This window comes from Streptomyces sp. NPDC038200 (assembly GCF_055600785.1).
On record NZ_JBVJYH010000001.1, the window covers coordinates 135,700 to 156,687 of the forward strand.

Consider the following 20,988-nt stretch of genomic DNA (forward strand, 5'->3'; position numbering starts at 1 on the left):
CCACGGACGCCCCGTGACAGCGGTCCGGCTCCGTCCGGCACATGCGGTCGGCACGTCGCCATGTGCCGTGAAACTGGCCGAAATCCACTCCCTCCGGCCGGCGCTCAGGGACGCGGTACGTTGCGCAGGTTGGAGCGGGCCATCTGGACCATCCGGCCGACCCCGCCGTCCAGCACCATCTTGGAGGCGGACAGCGCGAACCCGGTGACCATCTCGGCGCTGATCTTCGGCGGGATGGACAGGGCGTTGGGGTCGGTGACGATGTCCACCAGGGCGGGTCCCTTGTGCTTGAAGGCGTCCTTGAGCGCCCCCGCGAGCTGCTTGGGCTTCTCCACCCGCACCCCGTGGGCACCGCAGGCCCGGGCGACGGCGGCGAAATCGGGGTTGGTGTTGGCGGTGCCGTACGAGGGCAGTCCGGCGACCAGCATCTCCAGCTCGACCATGCTCAGCGAGGAGTTGTTGAACAGCACCACCTTGACCGGCAGGTCGTACTGCACCAGCGTCAGGAAGTCGCCCATCAGCATGGAGAACCCGCCGTCGCCGGACATCGACACCACCTGCCGGCGCCGGTCGGTGAACTGCGCGCCGATCGCCATCGGCAGCGCGTTCGCCATCGAACCGTGCGAGAACGAACCGATGACCCGGCGGCGGCCGTTGGGCGAGATGTAGCGGGCGGCCCAGACGTTGCACATGCCGGTGTCGACGGTGAACACCGCGTCGTCCGCGGCGACCTCGTCCAGGACGGCGGCGACGTACTCGGGGTGGATGGGGACGTGCTTGTCGACCTTGCGGGTGTACGCCTTGACCACGCCCTCCAGCGCGTCGGCGTGCTTCTTCAGCATGCGGTCGAGGAAGCGGCGGCTGGTCTTCTCCCGCACCCGCGGGATCAGGCACCGCAGCGTCTCGCGCACATCGCCCCACACGGCCAGGTCGAGCCGGGAGCGGCGGCCGAGCACCTCGGGACGCACGTCGACCTGGACGATCCGCACGTCGTCGGGCAGGAAGGCGTTGTACGGGAAGTCGGTGCCGAGCATGATCAGCAGATCGCACTCGTGCGTGGCCTCGTAGGCGGCGCCGTAGCCGAGCAGCCCGCTCATGCCGACGTCGTACGGGTTGTCGTACTGGATCCATTCCTTGCCACGCAGCGCGTGGCCCACCGGGGACTTGATCTTCCCGGCGAACTCCATCACCTCGGCGTGTGCGCCGGCCGTGCCGCTGCCGCAGAACAGGGTGACCTTGCCGGCCGCGTCGATCATCTCCACGAGCCGGTCGATCTCGGCGTCACCCGGCCGCACGGTGGGCCGGGAGGTGACGAGCGCGCTCTGCGCGGCCTTCTCCGGGGCGGGCTCGGCGGCGATGTCGCCCGGCAGGGACACCACGCTCACCCCGCTCTGGCCGACGGCGTGCTGGATGGCGGTCTGGAGCAGCCGGGGCATCTGCTTGGGGCTGGAGATCAGTTCGCTGTAGTGGCTGCACTCCTGGAACAGCCGGTCCGGGTGGGTCTCCTGGAAGTAGCCCAGGCCGATCTCGCTGGACGGGATGTGCGAAGCGAGGGCGAGCACCGGGGCCATCGAGCGGTGGGCGTCGTACAGGCCGTTGACGAGGTGCAGGTTTCCGGGGCCGCAGGAGCCGGCGCAGGCGGCCAGTTTCCCGGTGATCTGGGCCTCGGCACCGGCTGCGAAGGCGGCGGTCTCCTCGTGCCGGACGTGGATCCAGTCGATGGCCGCGTTGCGCCGGACGGCGTCCACGACCGGGTTGAGGCTGTCGCCGACGACACCGTAGAGGCGACGCACCCCGGCCCGGACGAGGATGTCGACGAACTGCTCGGCGACGCTCTGTTTTGCCATGGCTCTCGTCTGCCCCTTCACTGTCCCGGGATACGTCCCTCCCGTTCCATGAATCCACAGGGGCCGCGGTCACGCCTCCCACACGGCCGCCGCCGTACGGTCGTCGGCGTAGCCCTTCACCCGTACCTGGGCGTCGGCGAGGAACCCGGCGAGACCGGGCGGGGTACGGCCGGACCAGCGGCGGGCCAGGTAGGCGCAGAGGGCGGGCTCGCCGCGCAGCGGCTCGGCCAGGCCCGCCGTGCACATCACCAGCGCATCACCCGGCCGGGCTACCGAGGCACGGAACCGGAAGGGCTCGCGGGGCGGCTCCGGGGCCGGCTCGAACGGGCTCGGCGGGGTCGGGATGCCCAGGTCCCTCGTCAGCCGGTCGCCCGCGGGCGTCCGTTCCGGCGGGGAGCCGAAGCCGACGACGGGGTCGCCGCTGGTGCCGTCGGGTGACACGCGCGGTTCGATGTCCTGCCAGACGCCGTCCCGCAGCCGGAACAGACCGCCGTCGCCGACGCCGAAGAACACCCGCGTACGGCAGTCGGGGTCGGCGGGCAGCAGCAGGCAGCGCAGGCTCGCCGTGTACTCCTCGGGGCCGACGCCCTGTTCCGCCGCGCTCGCCCGGAGCTTGCCGAGGCTGCGGTCCGCGAGCCGGTGCAGCCCCGACTTCAGATCGCCGCGCCGGGCCGCCCGGAGGTCCTCCACGAGCCGCTGGTGGCTGCGGCCCACGGCACGTGCGATCCCCCGGCACGCCTCGGCCGCCGCCAGGTGCGCGGCGGGGGCGCCCCGCGCGCCGGTCGCCATCGCGACGAGGAGCAGCGCCTGTTCCCCCGTACCGAACCGTGCGGTGAGCAGCGCGTCCCGGCGCGGCTCGCCCCGGTAGCGGGCCGAGTCCCCGCGCAGCGACACGGCGCGCAGCGTGCACGCTCCGTACCGGGCACCGTCCAGCACGGTGTCCGCGACCAGCTCTCCCAGCCGGTCCGGGTCGGCGAGCGGAAGCGCGGTGGGCTCGGGATCGTAGGTGGGAGGCCCTGAGCCGACGTAGTCGACGGAGGGAGCCGGGACCACCGGCGGCACCGGGGCCGCCGGCGGCTGGGCGGGCGGACCGGCGCCGACGGAGACGGAGACGGAGACGGACCGCTCGGCGGGCGGAACGGCGTCGTTCGGTCGGGACCTCCCGGTGGGCGGCACGGCGTCCGTGGGAGCGGGCGGCTCGGCGAGCGGGGCGGAGCCGGCGGGAGGGACCGGCCCGGCCGACGGAGCCGAGTCGGTCGGCGTGACCCGGTCGGTCGGCCTCGCCCCGTCAGTCGCCGTAGCCCGGTCCGTCGGCGTCGGCGGGCCTGTCGGCGTGGCCGGGTCGGCCGGTGCTCCTTGCGGTGTGGGCGCGGGCGGGTCGGCCGGTGCTCCTTGCGGTGTGGGCGCGGGCGGGTCGGCCGGTGCTGCCCGCGTCGTCGGCGCGGGCGGATCGGTCGGTGGCACCGGTACGGTCCGCTGGGTCGGCACCGCCGGTCTCGGCGACGGTGGCCGGGCGGATGCCGGTTCCGGCGGCGCCGGATCCACGGGCGCCGGCTTCCGGGCCTTCGTCGGCCGTCCCGCCACCGTGTTCCGGGCCGAGGCGAAGCGGTCGTCCAGGGAATCGGGCGCCGCCGTGGGACCCGTGTCCTGGGTGGAGTCGTCGTACAACTGCCCCCACCAGTCGTCCTCGTGACGGGCGGGTCGTCCCCCCTGCTGGCTCATGCCCCTGATTGTCCACCGCAGGGGCCGTCTGAAAACGGGGCATCCGGAAAATCCGGCCCACCGAACGTCTCGCAGGGCGTGTCGGGTGAGCGGCTGAACAGCCGTACGAACCACGGTTGGTGGCCGCCGGGCGGCCCCACCCCCCACGGGAGGACCGCCCGGCGACGTCCGGAGTGGCCCGGCCCCGCATCCCCTTCGTGCGCTCGCACACGCCCGGGCCCGGGCCACGGTCTGGTGACCGGGCCGCGACGAGCGGCACCGGTCGGGACGGCGAGATCACGGCTGGGTTTCCTGGGACGCGGCGGTGCACCGGACACCGGCCGCGCGTCCCCCGGTGCTGCCACCTTGGCAGATGCGCCACCGGAACGGCGATGATGTTCGGCGGCGGGTTTGCGCCGTGGCCGGTTTCCGCCAGGCCGCTCCGCCACCGATGGTCTGTTCGCAGGGGAGGGACGCGGGGCGATGCTGGCAGCGATAGGGCTGGACGAGACGCACGAGGCGGCGTACCGGGCGCTGGTGTCCGTGGGCGCGGCCGACGTGGCCGATCTGGCCCGGCGCCTGACGCTGACCGAGCACGACACCGAGCGGGCGCTGCGCCGGCTGGAACGGGAGGGCCTGGCGGCCCAGTCCTCGGCACGGCCGGGCCGCTGGGTGGCGGCGCCGCCCGGCGTGGCGCTGGGCGCGCTGCTCACCCGGCAGCGGCACGAACTGGAGCAGGCGGAGCTGGCGGCGGCGCTGCTCGCGCAGGAGTACCGGGCGGCGGCGGCCGAACCGGCGGTGCACGACCTGGTGGAGGTGGTGACCGGCGCCTCCGCGGTCGCCCAGCGCTTCCTCCAGCTCCAGCTGGGCGCGGCCGACGAGGTGTGCGCGCTGGTGACCGGCAACCCGGTGGTCGTGTCCGGCACGGAGAACGACGCGGAGGAGCAGGCGGCCGGACGCGGGGTGCGCTACCGGGTGGTGGTGGAGCGAGCGGTGCTGGACCTGCCGCACGGGCTGACCGAGCTGACCGCCGCGCTGGGCCGGGACGAGCGGGTCCGGGTGGTCGACCGGGTGCCGACGAAACTGGTGGTGGCCGACCGCTCGCTCGCGATGGTGCCGCTGACCTCGAAGACCGCGGAGCCGGCCGCGCTGGTGGTGCACTCCAGCGGACTGCTGGAGCTGCTCGCCGGGCTGTTCGAGTCGGTCTGGCGGGATGCGCTGCCGCTGCGGCTCGGCGCCTTTGGGGTGACCGAGGAGCAGCCGGACGGCCCGGACGCCACCGATCTGGAGGTGCTCTCGCTGCTGCTGGCGGGGCTGACCGATGCCAGCGTGGCCAAGCAGCTCGACCTGGGCCTCAGGACCGTGCAGCGCCGGGTGCGGCGACTGATGGAGCTGGCCGGGGTGACGACCCGGCTCCAGTTGGGCTGGCACGCCTGCGAGCGGGGCTGGGTGACCCGGGAGGACTCGCGCTGACCCGCGCCGGCGTCCGTTCCTCGGCACTCCGGGCGGGCGGACGGCGATGCGGCCGGGCGGCTCGGGCGTGCCGGCGGAACGGTTCACCCGCCCGCTGATCGCGGGGGCGTGGCGGGGTGCGGTGCTGTGGGGGTGACGGGTGTGGCCGGCCGGGTGCCGCCCGTCAGGACGGGTCCGACCGGGCGGCGGATCAGCACGCGGTGGACGGTGTCGGCGACGGCGGCCATGCCGGTGTCGTTGAAGTGCAGGTGGTCGCCGGGGTCGTAGGCGGGCAGGATGCGGGTGGGGTCGGCCGGGTCGCGGACGGCGGCGTCCGCGTCGGCGACCGCGTCGAAGGCGCCGCCGGTGCGGATGAAGCCGTTCACCTGGAGCCGTACCGCCTCGCGGGCGGGGGTCCAGGCGGAGTAGCCGCCGTAGGGGGTGAGGGTGACGCCGACGACCCGGACCCCCCGGGCGTGGGCGCGGGCCACCAGCGCGCGGTAGGCGTCCGCGTAGGCGCCGGCGTCGCTCGCCTCCGGGACGCCCTTGATGTCGTTGATGCCCTCGAAGACGACCAGGACCCGTACCCCGGCCCGGTCGAGCGCGTCCGTGTCCAGGCGGGCGAGGGCGCTCGGTCCCGTGCCGTCGTGCAGCAGGCGGTTGCCGGCGACGCCCGCGTTGAGGACGCCGAGCCGGTACGGGCGCAGCCGCTGGGCGAGCCGGTCGGGCCAGCGGCGGTTGGCGTCGGGGGTGGAGCCGTTGCCGTCGGTCAGCGAGTCCCCGAACGCGACGACGCTGCCGGCGGTGACACCGCGGACGTCGACGCCGGTGACGTAGTACCAACGGTTGATGGTCGCCGTGTACGCGGTGCCGTCCTCGTCGGCGGCCCGGCCGGCGCCGGCCCGCGCCAGGTAGCTGGTCTGCAGGGCGGTGCGGTGGTAGGTGGCGGGCCCGGAGTCGTCCGGGGTGTGGACGGTGACGAGCAGGTCGGCGGCGGCCGGCACGGTCAGCCGTACCGGATCGGTGACCGCTTCCGCGCCCGGCGGGACGGTCACGTCCCGGGCGCCGTGGAAGGTGGCGGTGCGCAGGCTGCCGGGTACGGCGTCGGGGCCGGCCGCCCGGCGCAGCGCGACGGTGACCGCGCCGAGGCGCAGGGGCCGGGTGCCGAGCCGGTTGCTGAGCCGGACGCGGACGGCGACACCGCCGACGCTGAGGTGGACGACGTTGCGGACGGCGGCGCCGGGCAGCGCGGCGGCGGTCCCGGAGGGCGCGGTCTCCCAGCTGCCGGTCCAGGGCAGCGGGGCCGGCTCGGCGACGGCCGGCACCGTCAGGCCCGGCAGCAGCGCCGGGAGGAGAACCGCGAGGACCCGTACGACCGTGGCCATGTGTGCCGCCCTTCCCGGTGGCTCGTCGGAGGTGACCGTGCCACACGACGGGACCGCGCCACCGGAACGTCGGCGCCGGTCCACCCGCTCGGCGCAACGCCTCCGGCGAGCGGTACCGGCCGCCACGGGAAGCACACCTCCGGCCGGGCACCGCACCCCTGCCCGACGCCCCCTCCCGCATCCGCATCCGCACCGGCACCGGCTCCGGCAGGCGGTGCCTCAGCGCAGGACGCCCTCCAGGGTGAGCAGCCACGTCTTGCGCTCCAGGCCGCCCGCGTATCCGGTCATCGAGCCGTTCGCGCCGATCACCCGGTGGCAGGGGCGCACGATCAGCAGGGGGTTGGCGCCGATCGCCCCGCCGACGGCGCGGACGGCCGCGCGGGGTGCGCCGATCCGGGCGGCGATCTCGCCGTACGTGGCGGTGGCGCCGTACGGCACCTCGTCCAGGGCGGCCCACACCCGCTGCCGGAAGTCGGTGCCGGACGCCCGCAACGGCAGCCGGAACTCCGCCAGTTCGCCGGCGAAGTAGGCGGCGAGCTGGTCGGCCGCGGCGCGGAACGGCCCGGGGTCGTGCCGCCAGTCCTCCTGGACGGTGCGCCCGCCCTTCTGTCCGGGCACGGACAGCGAGGTGAGCGCGCCGTCCGCGTCCGCGGTGAGCAGCAGCCGCCCGACGGGCGCGGCCAGGTGGGTGCAGTAGACGGTGGTCATCGGATCGGCTCTCCCGCCACGCGCAGATGCTGAAGGGCGTACGACCGCCAGGGCCGCCAGGTGTCGGGGACGTCGGCGCCGGGCGGGGCGACGTCGGGGTCGCCGAGGGCGCGGACGCGGACGGTGGCGACGGTGGCCGGATCCATGCCGTCCAGCGCGAGCAGGGCCTTCTCGGCGTCGTGCCGGTCGGCGCCCGGGTCCAGCCGGACGACGCCGTCGGCGAGGGCCGCGGCGAGCGCGCCCAGCGGGCCGTCCGGTTCGGCCTCGGCGAGGACGGCGGGCTCCGGGAAGAGGTGGGTGAGGCCCCCGTGGGGCGCGTCGAGCACCTTGCCGTAGCGGTGCACCAGCCGCTCGGCTCCGGCCCGGCCCACCAGGGCGTGCACGACGGGCTCCAACGGGTCCACGGCGCCGGGCGAGCGCAGCCCGGGGCGGGCGGCGACCAGCGGGGCGAGCCGGGGGTCGGCGCCGAGCCGCTCGTCGACGGCGTACGGGTCGGCGTCGAGGTCGAACAGCCGGCGCAGCCGCTGCACGGCGGTGGTGAGGTCCCGGGGGTCGGTGAGGTGCAGTCGTGCGTCGAGCCAGCCGCCGAGGTGGGTGCCGGTGCCGGTCCTGGGGGCGTGGGTGCGTTCCTGGACGGCGGCGAGCGCGGTGCCGTACGGCAGCCGGAGGGTGCGCCGGTAGGTGCGGGCGCCGGGGGCGCCGGTCACCTCCTCGACACCCGGCACGGCCTCCCGCGCGAGCTGGTCGAAGACGGCGGCGGCCTGGTAGGGGCCGCGGTGGGCGAGCCGCAGGGGGATGCCCGCGCCGGGTGCGGCGCGGCGGGCGGCCCGGCCGCGGGGGGCGGTGGCGCGCACCTGGGTCGGTGTTCCCGCGTACACCTCGCGGATGGTGTCGTTGAACTGCCGCACGCTGGCGAACCCGGACGCGAACGCGATCTCGGTGACCGGCAGCTCGGTGGTCTGGAGCAGGACGCGGGCGGTGTGTGCCCGCTGGGCCCGGGCGAGTGCCACGGGCCCGGCGCCCAGCTCGGTGGTGAGCTGGCGCTGCACCTGCCGGGCGCTGTAGCCGAGCCGCGAGGCGAGCCCGGCGACGCCTTCGCGGTCCACGACGCCGTCGGCGATCAGGCGCATGGCCCGGCCGACGACGTCCGCGCGGACGTTCCACTCCGCCGAGCCCGGTACGGCGTCCGGCCGGCACCGGCGGCAGGCCCGGAAGCCGGAGCCCTGCGCGGCGGCGGCCGTGGCGAAGAACCGCACGTTGTGTCGTTTCGGTGTCACGGCCGGGCAGCTGGGGCGGCAGTAGATCCCGGTGGTCTCGACGGCGAAGAAGAACACCCCGTCGAACCGCCCGTCGCGGCTGCGCACCGCCTCGTACCTGCTGTCTTCGTCCTTCACGTGTTCCAGTGTGGGCCGGGGCCGAGGGGGCGGGCCAGCGGAAATCGGACGTGACGTTCCCGACCACGCCCGCCACCCCGCCCCCGGGCAGCGGCAGCGGCAGCGGACGCCTGCCCGGCCGCACCCGCCGGACCGCCCGGCCCGGGCACGGGACGCCGGCCTTCGGCGCCCCGTGTCCCGCCCGGTCCCGGCACGGCGTGCCCGACTACTTCCAGCGCCCCCGCTTGGCCTCCATCGCCGCCCTTCCCTCCGCCCCCTTCCGCTTCCAGTCCCGCTTGATCTCGGCCCGGAGCCGGGCGTCGGTCTTGGCCACGATCCACTGGTTCTCCCGCATCAGCTTGCGGTAGCTCTCCAGCCGCCGGAGGGGAAGCTCCCCGCTCTCCACGGCGGAGCGCACCGCGCAGCCCGGCTCGGACTCGTGGGAGCAGTCGTGGAACCGGCACCGCTCGGCCAGTTCCTCGATCTCGGCGAACACCTGCCCGACGCCGCTCTCCGCGTCGAAGAGGCCGACGCCCCGCAGCCCGGGGGTGTCGATGAGCACCCCGCCGGTGGGCAGGGCGAGCAGATTGCGGGTGGTGGTGGTGTGGCGACCCTTGCCGTCGACGTCCCGCGCGGCCTGCACGGCCATGACGTCGGTGCCGACGAGCACGTTGGCGAGGGTGGACTTGCCCGCGCCGGACTGGCCGAGCAGCACGCTCGTGCCCGAGCCGACGAGCGCGACGAACACGTCGAGTCCGTCGCCGTGCAGGGCGCTGACGGGGAGCACGGGCACGCCGGGGGCGCTGGTCTCCACGTCCTGCACGAGGTGGGCCAGGGTGGCCGGGTCGGGCACGAGGTCGGCCTTGGTGAGGACGACGACGGGCTGGGCGCCGGACTCCCAGGCGAGGGCGAGGAAGCGCTCGACGCGGCCGAGGTCGAGTTCCACGGCGAGGGACACGGCGACGACGGCGTGGTCGACGTTGGCGGCGAGGACCTGTCCCTCGGAGCGCTTGGAGGAGGTGGAGCGGACGAACGCGGTGCGGCGCGGCAGACAGGTCCGCACGTACCGCGGGTCGCCGTCGGGGTCGACGGCCACCCAGTCCCCCGTGCACACGACCTTCATCGGGTCACGGGGCACGACGAACTCGGTGTCGGCACGGACGGTGCCGACCGGTGTGACGACGTCGCACTGACCGCGGTCGACCCGGACGACCCGTCCGGGCAGCAGCCCGTCGGCCTCGTACGGAGCGAACGCGTCGGCCCAGGTCTCGTCCCAGCCGTAGGGAGTCAGCGCGGAGGACACAGCAGAGGTGGAAGTCAAGGGAGACCCTTCACAGGGTGGCCCCGGGCAGGCGCGCAGGTGCGCGGTGGGTTCAGCCGGTGGCCACGGAGGTGGACTTGAGGAGTTCCTGGATGAGGGCAGCGCCCAGCACAGTGACAGCCATCGGTCGACACCTCCTCGTCCTCGCTCGCGTTCGCACACACCACCTCGGCGTGCCCGGCAACTGTAGCCCGTGGGCGGGGACGTGCGTCAACGTATTTTCCGCACGTCCCCGAACGTCCCCGCCGTCGGCCTCAACCCGCGGTGCAGGGCTCGCCGTTGAGCGTGTAGTCCCGCGGCGAGCGGTTCTGGTCCCGCCAGGAGCCGAGGAAGCCGAAGGACAGGCTGGAGCGGGCCGCGACCGTCTTGTTGTAGTCGGCGGCGGTGGCGGTGACGCGGGAGCCGTCCTGGTGGACGGTGGCGTCCCACATCTGACCGACCTGCTGGCCGTCGCGGAAGGTCCAGGACACCTGCCAGCCGGTGAGGGCCCGGTCGGTGGTGACGGTGACGGTGGCCTGGAAGCCGTCGGGCCACTGGCTGTCCAGGTCGTAGGCGACGTGGCAGGCCGGGGCCGGCTCCGTCGTGCGGCCGGGCCCCGCGCCGGCGCCGGCGGTCGTGGAGGAGGTGCCCTGGGGTTCGGGGTCCGGCTTCTCCCGGCGGGGCGTCCGCGGGGTGGTGACGGTCGTCGAAGGCCGGGCGGAAGGCCGGGGGGAGGGCGAGTCCGTCGCGGTGGGGCGGGCGGCCTCGGTGCGGGAGACGTCCGGGTCGGCGACCGGCTGCCGGTCCTCCTGGGCGGCCGCGGTGCCGTCGCCGGAGCCGTCGAACGGCATCATCGACACGCCGAGCGCCAGCGCCGACAGCAGGGCCGCGGTCACGAGCAGCCCGCCGCGCAGGACCCGGCTGCGGCCCGCGCCCTCGTCGGGGTCGGCGGGGGCGGTGTCGGGGCGGCCCGCGCCGAGGCGGACCTCGGTGGCGCGGCGGCGCCGTTCCAGGTAGGCGAGGCCGCCCCAGCCGATGACCCCGCCGGCCAGTGCGGCGGGCAGTCCGCCGCCGTGCAGGCGCAGGCAGGCGGCGGCCTCGGCGCACTGCACACAGGTGGCGAGGTGCCGCGAGAGGTCACCGGGGGTCTCGGCGGAGGGCGAGCGGGTGACGGCGTCCAGGAGGCGGGCGTAGCTGCGGCACTGCGCGTCCATCGGGGAGTCGAGGTGGGCGCGGTGGCAGCGGTCGCGGAACAGGGTGCGGACCTGGTCGAGTTCGTCGGCGACGGTGGCCGGGTCCAGTCCGAGCCGGCGGGCCACGGTGGGCAGCGGCAGGGCCTCCACCTCGGCCAGCCAGAGCAGCGCGGCGTCCGCCTCCTGCATGTCCCGCAGTGCGCGCAGCGCGACCGGGCGCCGCAGCGGCGGCCCCGAGAACCGGGCGGCGCCCTCGGCGTTGAGCCACAGCCGCAGATCGGGGTCGAGCCGGTGCCCCTGTCCGTCGGCCTCCCAGGCGGCGGCGGTGTTGCGTACGGCGGTGAGCAGCGCCGGGATCGTCGGCAGCCGTGCGGTGCGCCGGCCGCCGCGCACATGGGTGCTCGCGGCGGCGCGGACCTCGCGCATGCCGAGCGTGAACGCCTCGGTGGCGAGTTGATGGGCCGTCAGTGACCCGGAGGTGCACAGGTCCGCGTACGAGAGCACCGCGTCCCAGCACTCCGAGAACAGTGCGGCCTCGATGTCGTCCTGAGGGGTCGGCAGGTCGGGCATGGAACTCCTGCATCCACGAGCGAGGTCAACTCACCAAAGGGATAGGCGAGTTGCTGGGAACCTCGCGGCAGGCACAGAGCCTTTCACGTCTCCGACACAACTGACAAGCGGCCTGTTCACATCCGGTTACCCTCGGTGTCGGCCCGGCCGCGTGCCGCGATGAACCCGCAACTCCGCTCTCCGGTACGGACGCGGAGACGGTTCGGCTCACCGCCGGGCCGACTTCCGGAGCCGGATCACCCCCGCGCGGGCACCTCCGCCGTCTCCCGCGCCGGCGTGTCCGCGGGGAGGCTGTCCATGAAGGAGCTGACGGAGAACACCGCGCGGCCGGGGCCGGGCGGGCCGTAGCCGGGCGGGGAGGACAGGCCGAAGTCGTCCATCGTCTGCCGGTAGGCCTGGAGGAGCCGGATGTGGTACTCGAGCGGCGCGCCCTGCGGGTTGGCCTTGCCGAGGGGGGTGGTGGGCTCCGGGCACCAGGTGGTGAAGCGGGGGGTGATGCCGTGCGACATGAAGAACCGCAGCCCCTCGGTGGTGGAGGCGATGGCCTCGTCGACGGTGGTGAAGCCGAAGGGCTCGGCCATCTCCACGCCCGCCACGAAGTTCGGGATCACGTTGCGCGCGCCGAACACCTCGGCGGAGTCCAGGATCCGGCGGTGCCACTCGTCCCGGCCCACGTACCGCTCCTTGCCGGGGCAGTACAGCTCGAACAGCCGGCGGTCCCACACCTCGAAGTTGGGGTGGTAGATCTGCACGCCGTAGTCCTTGAACCGCTGCACGTCCGCCTTGGGCAGCGCCTGCGCCACGACCTTGCCGATCCAGCGGCCCGGGAAGCGCTCCTCGATGGCCTTGGCGTAGTGGCCGTAGAAGTCGGCCTCGTCCCGGCCGGCGACGGTCTTGGTGATCGCGCCGCCGGTGAGGGTGTAGGCCGTGGACGCCTTCTGGGTGTCGTACCGGTCGATGATCTCCAGCGCCTCCAGGACCTCCTCCACGTCCTTCACGCCGGTGTAGGGCCGGCCCGCGGCCTTGTGCTGGCGCCAGTTGTGGTTGATGTCGCAGTACTGGCACTCCTCCTTGGCGCCGAAGTACTGGCAGACGCGGAAGACGGTCAGGTAGATCAGGTACCCCCACTGGATGGTGGGCGCGACCTCCATCACGGACTTCCCGTTGGAGAGGGTGTGCCGGTAGTACTCGGGCATCGGCGGCACCCCCACGTCGGCGATCCGCTTCCCGTCGAGGTACAGCCCGAGCAGCCCCTCCTCGTCGGCGGCGACCCGGTACGGCGAGGCGGGGTTCACCCGCACGGAGACGACCGTACGGCGCAGGTCGTACGGGCCGCCGGTGAGGATGATCTCCTCCGGGGGGCGGCGCAGCGCGGCCTCGCCCAGTTCGGGCAGGGTGCCGTGGTCGAAGGAGAAGATGAAGTACGACTTCGGCTTGACCTCGCCGCTCTCGTTGTCGCTGAGGGCGGACGGGTCGAAGGCGACGCCGCCCCGGAGCAGGTCCTCTTTGAAGACGGCCTCCCGCGGCACGTGCGGGAACCGCTCCATCAGATCCTCGACCAGCGCGGTACGACTGCCCATCCGTCTGTCTCCTCCCGGCTCAGGCGTGCGCCTCTCACCGTATGCCCCCGTCCGCGCGTCAGCCGTGGCGGGTCCCCGCTCGGCGCGCGATGTGCTCCGGTACCGCGGTGCCGGGCGGCAGCGCCGGGTCGGGTACGGGCTCGCCCCAGGCGGCGGTCAGCGGCAGGACCCCGGCCCACAGCCCCAGCGCGGCGTCGGGGCCGTCGCCGTCGTCGGGAGCGCCGGTCCGGATCTTGACGGAGGCCTCTTCGAGGGAGAGGGCGAGGAGGGTGGTGGCGGCGAGTTCCCTCCGGTCGGGGAGCCGGGCGTAGGACCACTGGCCGGGCGTCGCGTGCTCGGTGAGCCGCCGCAGCCCCGCCAGTTTCTCCTCGGGCCCGGTGACCTTGCGGGCCGTGCCGTGGATCATGGCGCTGCGGTAGTTCACCCCGTGCTCGAAGACGGACCGGGCGAGCACCAGACCGTCGACGTGCGTGACGGTCACACAGACCGGGGTGTCCCCGGCGAGGCTGCGGCCGGCCACCGAACCGTGCAGGTACAGCCACCGCTCGTCGCGCCCGTAGACGGTGGGCACGACCACCGGCCGCCCGTCGATCACGACCCCCAGGTGGCAGACGAACCCCGCGTCGAGGATCGCCTCCAGGTCCGCCCGCTGCAGACTGCCCTGCTCACGCAGCCGCCGGTGCCGGGTGCGGTCGGTGACGGGCAGAGTGGCGGGGAGAGATTCCATGGTCATGCCCGCACGCTACCGATTGCGCACTCGACAGACCACATAATTGCGATTCCAGTAGTAACTGCCCCTCATGAGCAACGAAATCCGCAGGTTCCTTACGGCGCCGCCGCTCGGCCGAGCCGGGCGTCACGCCGCCCGGTCCAGTTCCGCCTCGTCGACCGCGTACCGCAGCTCCGCGCCCGACGTCAGCCGCTCGGCCTCCTCCACCACCGTGCGGCCGAGGCGGGCCACCTCGTTGCCCTGCGAGCCGGCGAGATGCGGGGTGACGAACGCGTTCGGCAGCTCGTACAGCGGCGAGTCGGCGGGCAGCGGCTCGGGGTCGGTCACGTCCAGCACCGCGCCGAGGCGTCCGCCGCGCAGTTCCGCGATCAGCGCCTCGTGGTCGACCAGGGCGCCGCGCGCGGTGTTGATCAGCACGGATCCGGTGGGCATCAGGGCGAGTGCGCGGGCGTCGATCAGATGCCGGGTCTCGGGGGTCTGGGGGGCGTGCAGGGTGACGATGTCGCAGGTGCGCAGCAGTTCGTCCAGCGGCAGCAGCGGTACGCCGAGGCGGGCGGCCTCCGGCGCGTCCACGTACGGGTCGGCGAGCGCGACCGCGAGGTCGAACGGGCGGAGCAGTTCGATCAGCCGGCGCCCGATCCGGGAGGCGCCGACGATGCCGACGCGGCGGCCGTGGTTTCCGATGCCGGGGAGGATGCCGCCGTAGGGAAAGGCGCGGCGCTCGCGCAGCCGGTCGCGAAGGGCGAACACGTCCTTGCCGGCGAGCAGGATCATGGCGAGCGTGTACTCGGCGACGGGCAGGGCGTTGGCGGCGGCGGCCGAGGAGACGGCGATGCCCCGCCGCCAGACCTCGGGCGTGGTGAACCCCTTGACCGAGCCGGCCGCGTGCAGCACCGCACGCAGCTTCGGTGCGGCGTCCAGAACGGCCGCGTCCAGGCGGGGGCAGCCCCAGCCGGTGACGAGGATCTCGGTGCGGGCCAGGATCTCCCGCAGCCGGGGGTCGGTGAGGTCCTGCGCCACCAGGCCGGGGTCGATGTCCACACACGCCTTCAGCCGCGCGAGCAGCTCCGGCGGGAAGACGTGCGGCACGTTCCGGGCCGTCATGGCGAACAACGCTGGGGGGCGCTCGGTCAAGGACCTGATCCTCCGGCTCGGCGACGCACGGGCAATCGGTTTCTACGGTAGGTCGCGGCAGATGAGAGGGTCAACGGACACGCAACTCTCCGGGAGGGACGTCAGGATGACGGACACGGTGACGAACTGGGCCCGCACCATCACGTACACCGCGAAGGAGTACCGGCGTCCGCGCACGCTCGACGCGCTGCGGGCGGTGGTGGCCGCCGCGGAGCGGGTACGGGTGCTGGGCAGCGGGCACTCCTTCAACCGGATCGCCGACCCGGGCCCGGACGGCGTGTTGCTGTCCCTCGCCGGACTGCCGCAGGTGATCGACGTCGACACGGCGGCGCGTACGGTCCGCGTGGCGGGCGGGGTCCGCTACGCCGAACTGGCGCGCGCGGTCCACGCGCACGGCCTCGCCCTGCCCAACATGGCGTCCCTGCCGCACATCTCGGTGGCCGGTTCGGTGGCGACCGGCACGCACGGCTCGGGCGTGCACAACGGCCCGCTGGCGTCCGCGGTCCGGGAGGTGGAGATGGTCCTCGCGGACGGCAGGACCGGGACGATCGGCCGGGACGACTCGCGGTTCGACGGTGTGGTGACCTCCCTCGGCGCGCTGGGCGTCGTCACCGCGCTCACGCTCGACCTGGAGCCGGCGTACGAGGTCGAGCAGCGGGTGTACACGGAACTCCCCTTGCACGGGCTGGACTTCGAGGCGGTCGCGGCCGCGGGGTACAGCGTGAGCCTCTTCACGGACTGGCGGCAGCCGGGCTTCCGGCAGGTGTGGGTCAAGCGGCGCACGGACCGGCCGGCGGTGGACTTCCCGTGGGCGGCACCCGCGGCCGGGCCGCTGCACCCGGTACCGGGGATGCCCGCGGCCAACTGCACCGAGCAGCTGGGGGTGCCGGGTCCCTGGCACGAGCGGCTGCCGCACTTCCGGGCCCGGTTCACGCCGAGCAGCGGGGAGGAGATCCAGTCGGAGTACCTGCTGCCGCGGCCGGCCGCCCTCGACGCGCTGCACGCGGTCGACGGGATCCGGGAGGCGGTGGCCGGGGTGCTGCAGACCTGCGAGGTGCGTACGGTCGCCGCCGACGCGCAGTGGCTGAGCCCGGCCCACGGACGGGACTCGGTCGCGCTGCACTTCACCTGGGTGCGGGACGAGAACGCGGTGCTGCCGGTGGTGCGCCGACTGGAAGAGGTACTGGACCCGTTCGATCCGCGTCCGCACTGGGGGAAGGTCTTCGGGACCCCCTCGGCCGTGCTCCGCGCGCGGTACGCGCGGTTCACCGACTTCCGGGCCCTGGTCCGCTTCCTGGATCCCGCCGGCACGTTCGCCAACGCCTTCGTGCGGGACCTCCTCGACCCCTGAGGGCCGCTCGGTCGGGCACTTTCTCCAGCCCCTTTCCTAACCCCTTGTCGAAAGCCCCTCCCAGCCCATAGCCTGGCGCTCGCGCCGGGGCCGGTCCCGCCCCGGCCCGAGCTGGCCCGGACGGGACGGGAGGGACGGCAGCGTGAAACGCACATCACGTGACATCCGCACCGCGAACCGCTACGAGGTGCTGCGCCAGATCATCGCCGAGTCTCCCACCTCCCGTCAGGAGCTGGCGGCGGCCACCGGGCTGAGCCTGGCCACGGTGGCCACGCTCGTCGGCGAGCTGCTGGACCTCCGCATGATCACCGAGGTCGGGTTCGAGGACTCGGCCGGGGGCCGGCCCCGCGGGCTGATCGCCGTCAACGCGTCGGGGGGCGCGCTGATCGGCGTGGACATCGCGGAGACGTACGTCCACGTGGAGCTGTTCGACCTGGCACTGAACGTGCTGGCCCGCGCCGACGAGGAGATGCGGCCCGGCGAGAGCCGGCCCGAGCAGGTGGTCGGGCATGTCGCCGCCGCGGTCGGCTCGGTGGTCGCCCAGGCCGGCATCGAGGCGACCCGGGTGCTCGGCGTCGGGGTGAGCGTGCCGGGCCAGGTGGACCGGGACACCGGGGTCGCCGAGTACGCGCCCAACTGGAACTGGCACGACGTGCCGCTGCTCGGTCTGCTCGCCGAACACATCGACCACCCGCTGTACCTGGACAACCCGCTGCGCGCCTGCACGGTGGCCGAGCTGTGGTTCGGGGCGGCGCGGGGCCGCGGGGACGCCGTGGTCGTCAACCTCGGCACCGGGGTCGGCGCCGGCCTGGCTCTCGGCGGCGGTCTGCACCGGGGCGTGAGCAACAGCGCCGGCGAGTGGGGGCACACCACGCTGGTGCTGGACGGGCGGCCGTGCCACTGCGGCAACCACGGCTGCGTGGAGACGTACGTCGGCGCGCCCGGCATCATGCGGAACCTGCGGGAACTGAGCCCGCACTCCGCACTGCTGCACCCCGGGGACCAGACCGCCACCATCGACGCGCTGGCCCGCGCGATGGCGGAGGACGACCCGGTCGCGCTCAAGGTCGTCCGGGAGACGGCCCGTTATCTGGGCGCGGCCGTCTCCGACCTGATCAACCTCCTCAACCCCGAAGTGGTCGTCCTCAGCAGCTGGGTGGCCTCCCGGCTGGGCGAGCCGCTGCTCGGGGAGGTCCGCCGGGCGGTCGCCCGGCACGCGCTGCGCCGGCCGCTGGCCGCCACCGAGATCGTCCTCTCCCCGATCCCCACCGACCCGGTGTCCCTCGGCGCGGCGACCTTCGCGCTGGAGGGGGCCTTGCAGTCGGCCGGGCAACGGACGGCGAAGCGCACCGTCGCAAGGAGCCGTACCGCGCACCCCTCGCCCCTCACCTCCCCCACTCGTTCAGCCCGTTCGTGATCCCGAACCGCGTGCAACAACTCGCCCCCACTTCGTCCAACCCCTTGCCGGAGCAGTAGCCGAAGGGGAGCGTCCCGCACCACACGACCCAGCGGTTTCACCTGCTTCCTGTTCCGGCAGTACTTCCTCGGGTTCCCGAAGGAGTGGAGGAGGCGGCGCGCGTGGCGCCTGGACGGTCCAGGTCGCGCTGTCGTCGTCCCTGACCGACCGGACCGTCAACCACCACCCGATCTTCCAGGCGACCGACCTTTCCATCCTGCCCCTGCCGTTCGTGTCCCTCTTCCTCCGGCGCCGGCTGGTGCGGGGGATCGCGCGGACCGGCATCGAGGGCCGAGCAAGGAGATCCATGTCTTTCCGTACCACCTCATCCGGCTACGTCGAGGACGTCTCCCCGGGCAGTGGCGCCCTGCCGCCCCGCGCCTGGTACGCGGCCTCGGACAGCGCCTCCCTGTCCCTCGGCGGCCAGTGGCGTTTCCGGCTGTCGGACACGGCTGACGCCGAGGACGACTCCTTCGCGGCGGCGGGGTACGACGCCGGCGACTGGGCCGAGATCACGGTCCCCGGCCACTGGGTCCTGCAGGGGCACGGCTCCCCCGTCTACACCAACCACCTCTACCCGTTCCCGGTCGACCCGCCCCGGGTACCGACCGAGAACCCGACCGGCGACCACCTGCGCGTCTTCGACCTGCCCGCGGACTGGCCGGCCGACGGCGGCGCCGTGCTGCGCTTCGACGGCGTGGAGTCCTGCGCCCGCGTCTGGCTGAACGGCACGGAACTCGGCGAGTTCAAGGGCTCCCGGCTGCCGCACGAGTTCACGGTCGGCCGTCTGCTCAGGCCCGGCGGCAACGTCCTGGCCGTCCGCGTCCACCAGTGGTCGGCGGGCTCGTACCTGGAGGACCAGGACCAGTGGTGGCTGCCGGGCATCTTCCGGGACGTCACGCTGCTGCACCGCCCGGCGGGCAGCGCCGGCGACTTCTTCGTGCACGCCTCGTACGACCACACCGGCGGCCGGGGCACCCTGCGTGTCGACTCCGACGTGCCCGGCCGGGTGAGCGTCCCGGAGCTCGGCATCGACATCGCGACCGGTGAGCCGGTGACCGTCCCGGTGGAACCGTGGTCGGCGGAGTCGCCGCGGCTGTACTCCGGCCTGCTGGCCACCGAGGGCGAGCGGGTGCCGCTGCGCATCGGCTTCCGCACGGTGGAGCTGGCGGACGGACTGATCAAGGTCAACGGCAGGGCCGTGCTGTTCAAGGGCGTCAACCGGCACGAGTGGCATCCCGAGCGGGGCCGGGCGCTCGATCACGCGACCATGCGCGAGGACGTGCTGCTGATGAAGCGGCACAACGTCAACGCCGTCCGCACCTCCCACTATCCGCCGCACCCGGCCTTCCTCGACCTGTGCGACGAGTACGGGCTGTGGGTGATCGACGAGTGCGACCTGGAGACGCACGGCTTCACCGAGCAGGGCTGGCGGGACAACCCCGTCGACGACGACCGCTGGACGCCGGCCCTGCTCGACCGGGCGGCCCGCATGGTGGAGCGCGACAAGAACCATCCGTCGGTCGTCATCTGGTCGCTGGGCAACGAGGCGGGCACCGGCCGGGGACTGACCGCGATGGCCGAGTGGATCCGCGGACGCGACGGTTCCCGGCTGATCCACTACGAGGGTGACCTCGACTGCCGTGACACCGACGTCTACGCACGGATGTACGCGAGCCACGCCGAGGTCGGGCGCATCGGCCGGGGCCTGGACGGCGGCCCGCGCCGGCGCCGCGAGCTGCCCTTCATCCTCTGCGAGTACGCGCACGCCATGGGCAACGGGCCCGGTGGACTCGCCGACTACCAGCGGCTGTTCGAGGCGCACGACCGGCTCCAGGGCGGCTTCGTCTGGGAGTGGATCGACCACGGCATCGCCCATCCCGAACTGGGCTTCGCCTACGGCGGCGACTTCGGCGAGGAGCTGCACGACGGCAACTTCGTCTGCGACGGTCTGCTGTTCCCCGACCGGCAGTCCTCCCCCGGCCTGGCCGAGTACAAGAAGGTGATCGAACCGGTCGCCCTCACCGGCGACGGCGCGGACGGCACGGTCCGGATCACCAACAGGTACGACTTCGCGGACCTGTCGGCGCTGGCCTTCGCGTGGTCGTACGACGTCGAGGGCGAGAGCGTGCGGTCCGGCACGCTGTCGGTGCCCGCGCTGGCGCCCGGCGAGTCCGCCGAGGTCGAGCTGCCCGGCGCCCCGGCCGGGGCGCCGGCCGGCGAGGCCCGGTGGACCGTCCGGGCACAGCTCGCCTCCCCCACCTCGTGGGCGCCGCGCGACCATGTCGTCGCCTGGGGCCAGATCCCGGTGTCGGGCCGCCCGGCGCCGTACGTCGCCACGACCGCCCGGCCGGCCCCGGGCGACGGCCTGATCACCCTCGGGCCGGCCGCGTTCGACGCCCGCACCGGAGCGCTGCGCACCATCGGCGGCGTGTCCGTCACGGGTCTGCGCCTGGACGTGTGGCGGGCCACCACCGACAACGACGACGGTGCCGCCTGGCAGGGCGACCCGCGCTACGGGCTGCTGTGGCGCAAGCTCGGCCTGCACCGGATGCGGCACCGCCTGGACGCGGTGGAGGTGGGCGAGGACGCGCTGACGGTCCGTACCCGGGTGGCACCGGCCGCCCGGGAACTGGGGCTGTCGACCGTGTACCGCTGGACGTCGGACGGCGACCGGCTCCGGCTGACGGTGTCCACCGTCCCCGACGGCGACTGGGACGTGCCGCTGCCCCGTCTCGGCGTCCGCTTCGGGCTCCGTGCCGCCGACCGCGTGCGGTGGTACGGCGGCGGCCCCGGCGAGGCGTACCCCGACACCAGGGAGGCGTCCGCGATCGGCCGCTGGGAGTCGACCGTGGACGATCTGCAGACGCCGTACGTGCGCCCTCAGGAGAACGGCGCCCGCGGCGACGTCCGCTGGGCGGAGCTGGGCGGACTGCGCATCGAGGGCGACCCCGTGTTCCACTTCACCGCCCGCCGCTGGACCACCGAGCAGCTGGACGCCGCGACCCACCGCCCCGACCTGGTGCCCGGGGACACGGTCTGGGTCAATCTGGACCACGGCCAGCACGGCATCGGTTCCCAGTCCTGCGGCCCGGCCCCGCTGCCCCGCTACCACCTGCGGGCCGAACCGGCCGAGTTCTCCTTCGTCCTCACCCCGTCCGCCACCCCCGGGACCACGTGACCGGTACGGCCCTGCCCCTCCGGCCGG

15 protein-coding genes and 1 pseudogene are annotated in these 20,988 nt (G+C 74.1%); 6 read left to right on the top strand and 10 right to left on the bottom strand.

Features of this window, described 5'->3' with window-relative positions:
* Positions 1 to 104: 104 nt before the first annotated feature.
* Both ACZ7KF_RS00595 and ACZ7KF_RS00600 read right to left on the bottom strand, forming a co-directional pair.
* Complete coding sequence (locus tag ACZ7KF_RS00595) at positions 105 to 1,847, bottom strand: pyruvate dehydrogenase (RefSeq protein WP_471067729.1); 1,743 nt, start codon at positions 1,845 to 1,847, stop codon at positions 105 to 107.
* A gap of 69 nt (positions 1,848 to 1,916) precedes the next feature.
* Positions 1,917 to 3,335, bottom strand: coding sequence for a protein phosphatase 2C domain-containing protein (locus ACZ7KF_RS00600; RefSeq protein ID WP_471069547.1), 1,419 nt, complete (start codon positions 3,333 to 3,335; stop codon positions 1,917 to 1,919).
* Here ACZ7KF_RS00600 and ACZ7KF_RS00605 point away from each other — a divergent pair.
* Together ACZ7KF_RS00605 and ACZ7KF_RS00610 are read left to right on the top strand one after the other, a co-directional pair.
* Positions 3,247 to 3,540 (top strand): hypothetical protein, encoded by a 294-nt coding sequence (locus ACZ7KF_RS00605; protein ID WP_471069588.1) that lies wholly within the window; start codon positions 3,247 to 3,249, stop codon positions 3,538 to 3,540. The two genes, ACZ7KF_RS00600 and ACZ7KF_RS00605, sit on opposite strands and share 89 nt — an antisense overlap.
* 491 nt (positions 3,541 to 4,031) lie before the next feature.
* Positions 4,032 to 5,021, top strand: a complete 990-nt coding sequence (locus ACZ7KF_RS00610) for a helix-turn-helix domain-containing protein (RefSeq protein WP_471067732.1) — start codon at positions 4,032 to 4,034, stop codon at positions 5,019 to 5,021.
* An 83-nt stretch (positions 5,022 to 5,104) separates the two neighbouring features.
* On the opposite strand, the gene ACZ7KF_RS00615 is transcribed toward ACZ7KF_RS00610, so the two are convergent.
* The 8 genes from ACZ7KF_RS00615 to ACZ7KF_RS00650 form a co-directional block, all read right to left on the bottom strand.
* Positions 5,105 to 6,385 (bottom strand): GDSL-type esterase/lipase family protein, encoded by a 1,281-nt coding sequence (locus tag ACZ7KF_RS00615; RefSeq protein WP_471067735.1) that lies wholly within the window; start codon positions 6,383 to 6,385, stop codon positions 5,105 to 5,107.
* A gap of 219 nt (positions 6,386 to 6,604) precedes the next feature.
* Positions 6,605 to 7,093, bottom strand: coding sequence for a methylated-DNA--[protein]-cysteine S-methyltransferase (locus ACZ7KF_RS00620; RefSeq protein WP_471067737.1), 489 nt, complete (start codon positions 7,091 to 7,093; stop codon positions 6,605 to 6,607).
* A complete protein-coding gene (locus tag ACZ7KF_RS00625; protein ID WP_471067740.1) occupies positions 7,090 to 8,487 on the bottom strand; it encodes a bifunctional transcriptional activator/DNA repair enzyme AdaA in 1,398 nt (465 codons plus the stop codon). The genes ACZ7KF_RS00620 and ACZ7KF_RS00625 overlap by 4 nt, the downstream gene beginning before the upstream one ends.
* A gap of 205 nt (positions 8,488 to 8,692) precedes the next feature.
* Positions 8,693 to 9,787, bottom strand: coding sequence for a ribosome small subunit-dependent GTPase A (rsgA, locus tag ACZ7KF_RS00630; protein WP_471067743.1), 1,095 nt, complete (start codon positions 9,785 to 9,787; stop codon positions 8,693 to 8,695).
* Positions 9,788 to 10,041: 254 nt separating this feature from the next.
* On the bottom strand, positions 10,042 to 11,529 hold the full coding sequence (locus ACZ7KF_RS00635; protein ID WP_471067746.1) for a cellulose binding domain-containing protein: 1,488 nt from the start codon (positions 11,527 to 11,529) through the stop codon (positions 10,042 to 10,044).
* A gap of 236 nt (positions 11,530 to 11,765) precedes the next feature.
* On the bottom strand, positions 11,766 to 13,109 hold the full coding sequence (locus ACZ7KF_RS00640) for a radical SAM protein (RefSeq protein WP_471067748.1): 1,344 nt from the start codon (positions 13,107 to 13,109) through the stop codon (positions 11,766 to 11,768).
* Positions 13,110 to 13,167: 58 nt separating this feature from the next.
* Positions 13,168 to 13,842, bottom strand: coding sequence for a pyridoxamine 5'-phosphate oxidase family protein (locus ACZ7KF_RS00645; protein ID WP_471067751.1), 675 nt, complete (start codon positions 13,840 to 13,842; stop codon positions 13,168 to 13,170).
* A 123-nt stretch (positions 13,843 to 13,965) separates the two neighbouring features.
* On the bottom strand, positions 13,966 to 14,973 hold the full coding sequence (locus ACZ7KF_RS00650) for a hydroxyacid dehydrogenase (RefSeq protein ID WP_471067754.1): 1,008 nt from the start codon (positions 14,971 to 14,973) through the stop codon (positions 13,966 to 13,968).
* A 106-nt stretch (positions 14,974 to 15,079) separates the two neighbouring features.
* On the opposite strand from ACZ7KF_RS00650, the gene ACZ7KF_RS00655 reads away from it, so the two are divergent.
* The 4 genes and pseudogenes from ACZ7KF_RS00655 (at position 15,080) to ACZ7KF_RS00670 (ending at position 20,961) form a co-directional block, all read left to right on the top strand.
* Positions 15,080 to 16,324, top strand: a complete 1,245-nt coding sequence (locus ACZ7KF_RS00655; protein WP_471067757.1) for an FAD-binding protein — start codon at positions 15,080 to 15,082, stop codon at positions 16,322 to 16,324.
* A 142-nt stretch (positions 16,325 to 16,466) separates the two neighbouring features.
* Complete coding sequence (locus ACZ7KF_RS00660; RefSeq protein WP_471067760.1) at positions 16,467 to 17,741, top strand: ROK family transcriptional regulator; 1,275 nt, start codon at positions 16,467 to 16,469, stop codon at positions 17,739 to 17,741.
* Positions 17,742 to 17,907: 166 nt separating this feature from the next.
* A pseudogene (locus tag ACZ7KF_RS00665) lies at positions 17,908 to 18,072 on the top strand (carbohydrate ABC transporter permease); the annotation flags it as partial.
* A 15-nt stretch (positions 18,073 to 18,087) separates the two neighbouring features.
* Positions 18,088 to 20,961: a glycoside hydrolase family 2 TIM barrel-domain containing protein gene (locus tag ACZ7KF_RS00670; protein WP_471067762.1), complete on the top strand. Its 2,874-nt coding sequence runs from the start codon at positions 18,088 to 18,090 to the stop codon at positions 20,959 to 20,961.
* Positions 20,962 to 20,988 lie beyond the last annotated feature (27 nt).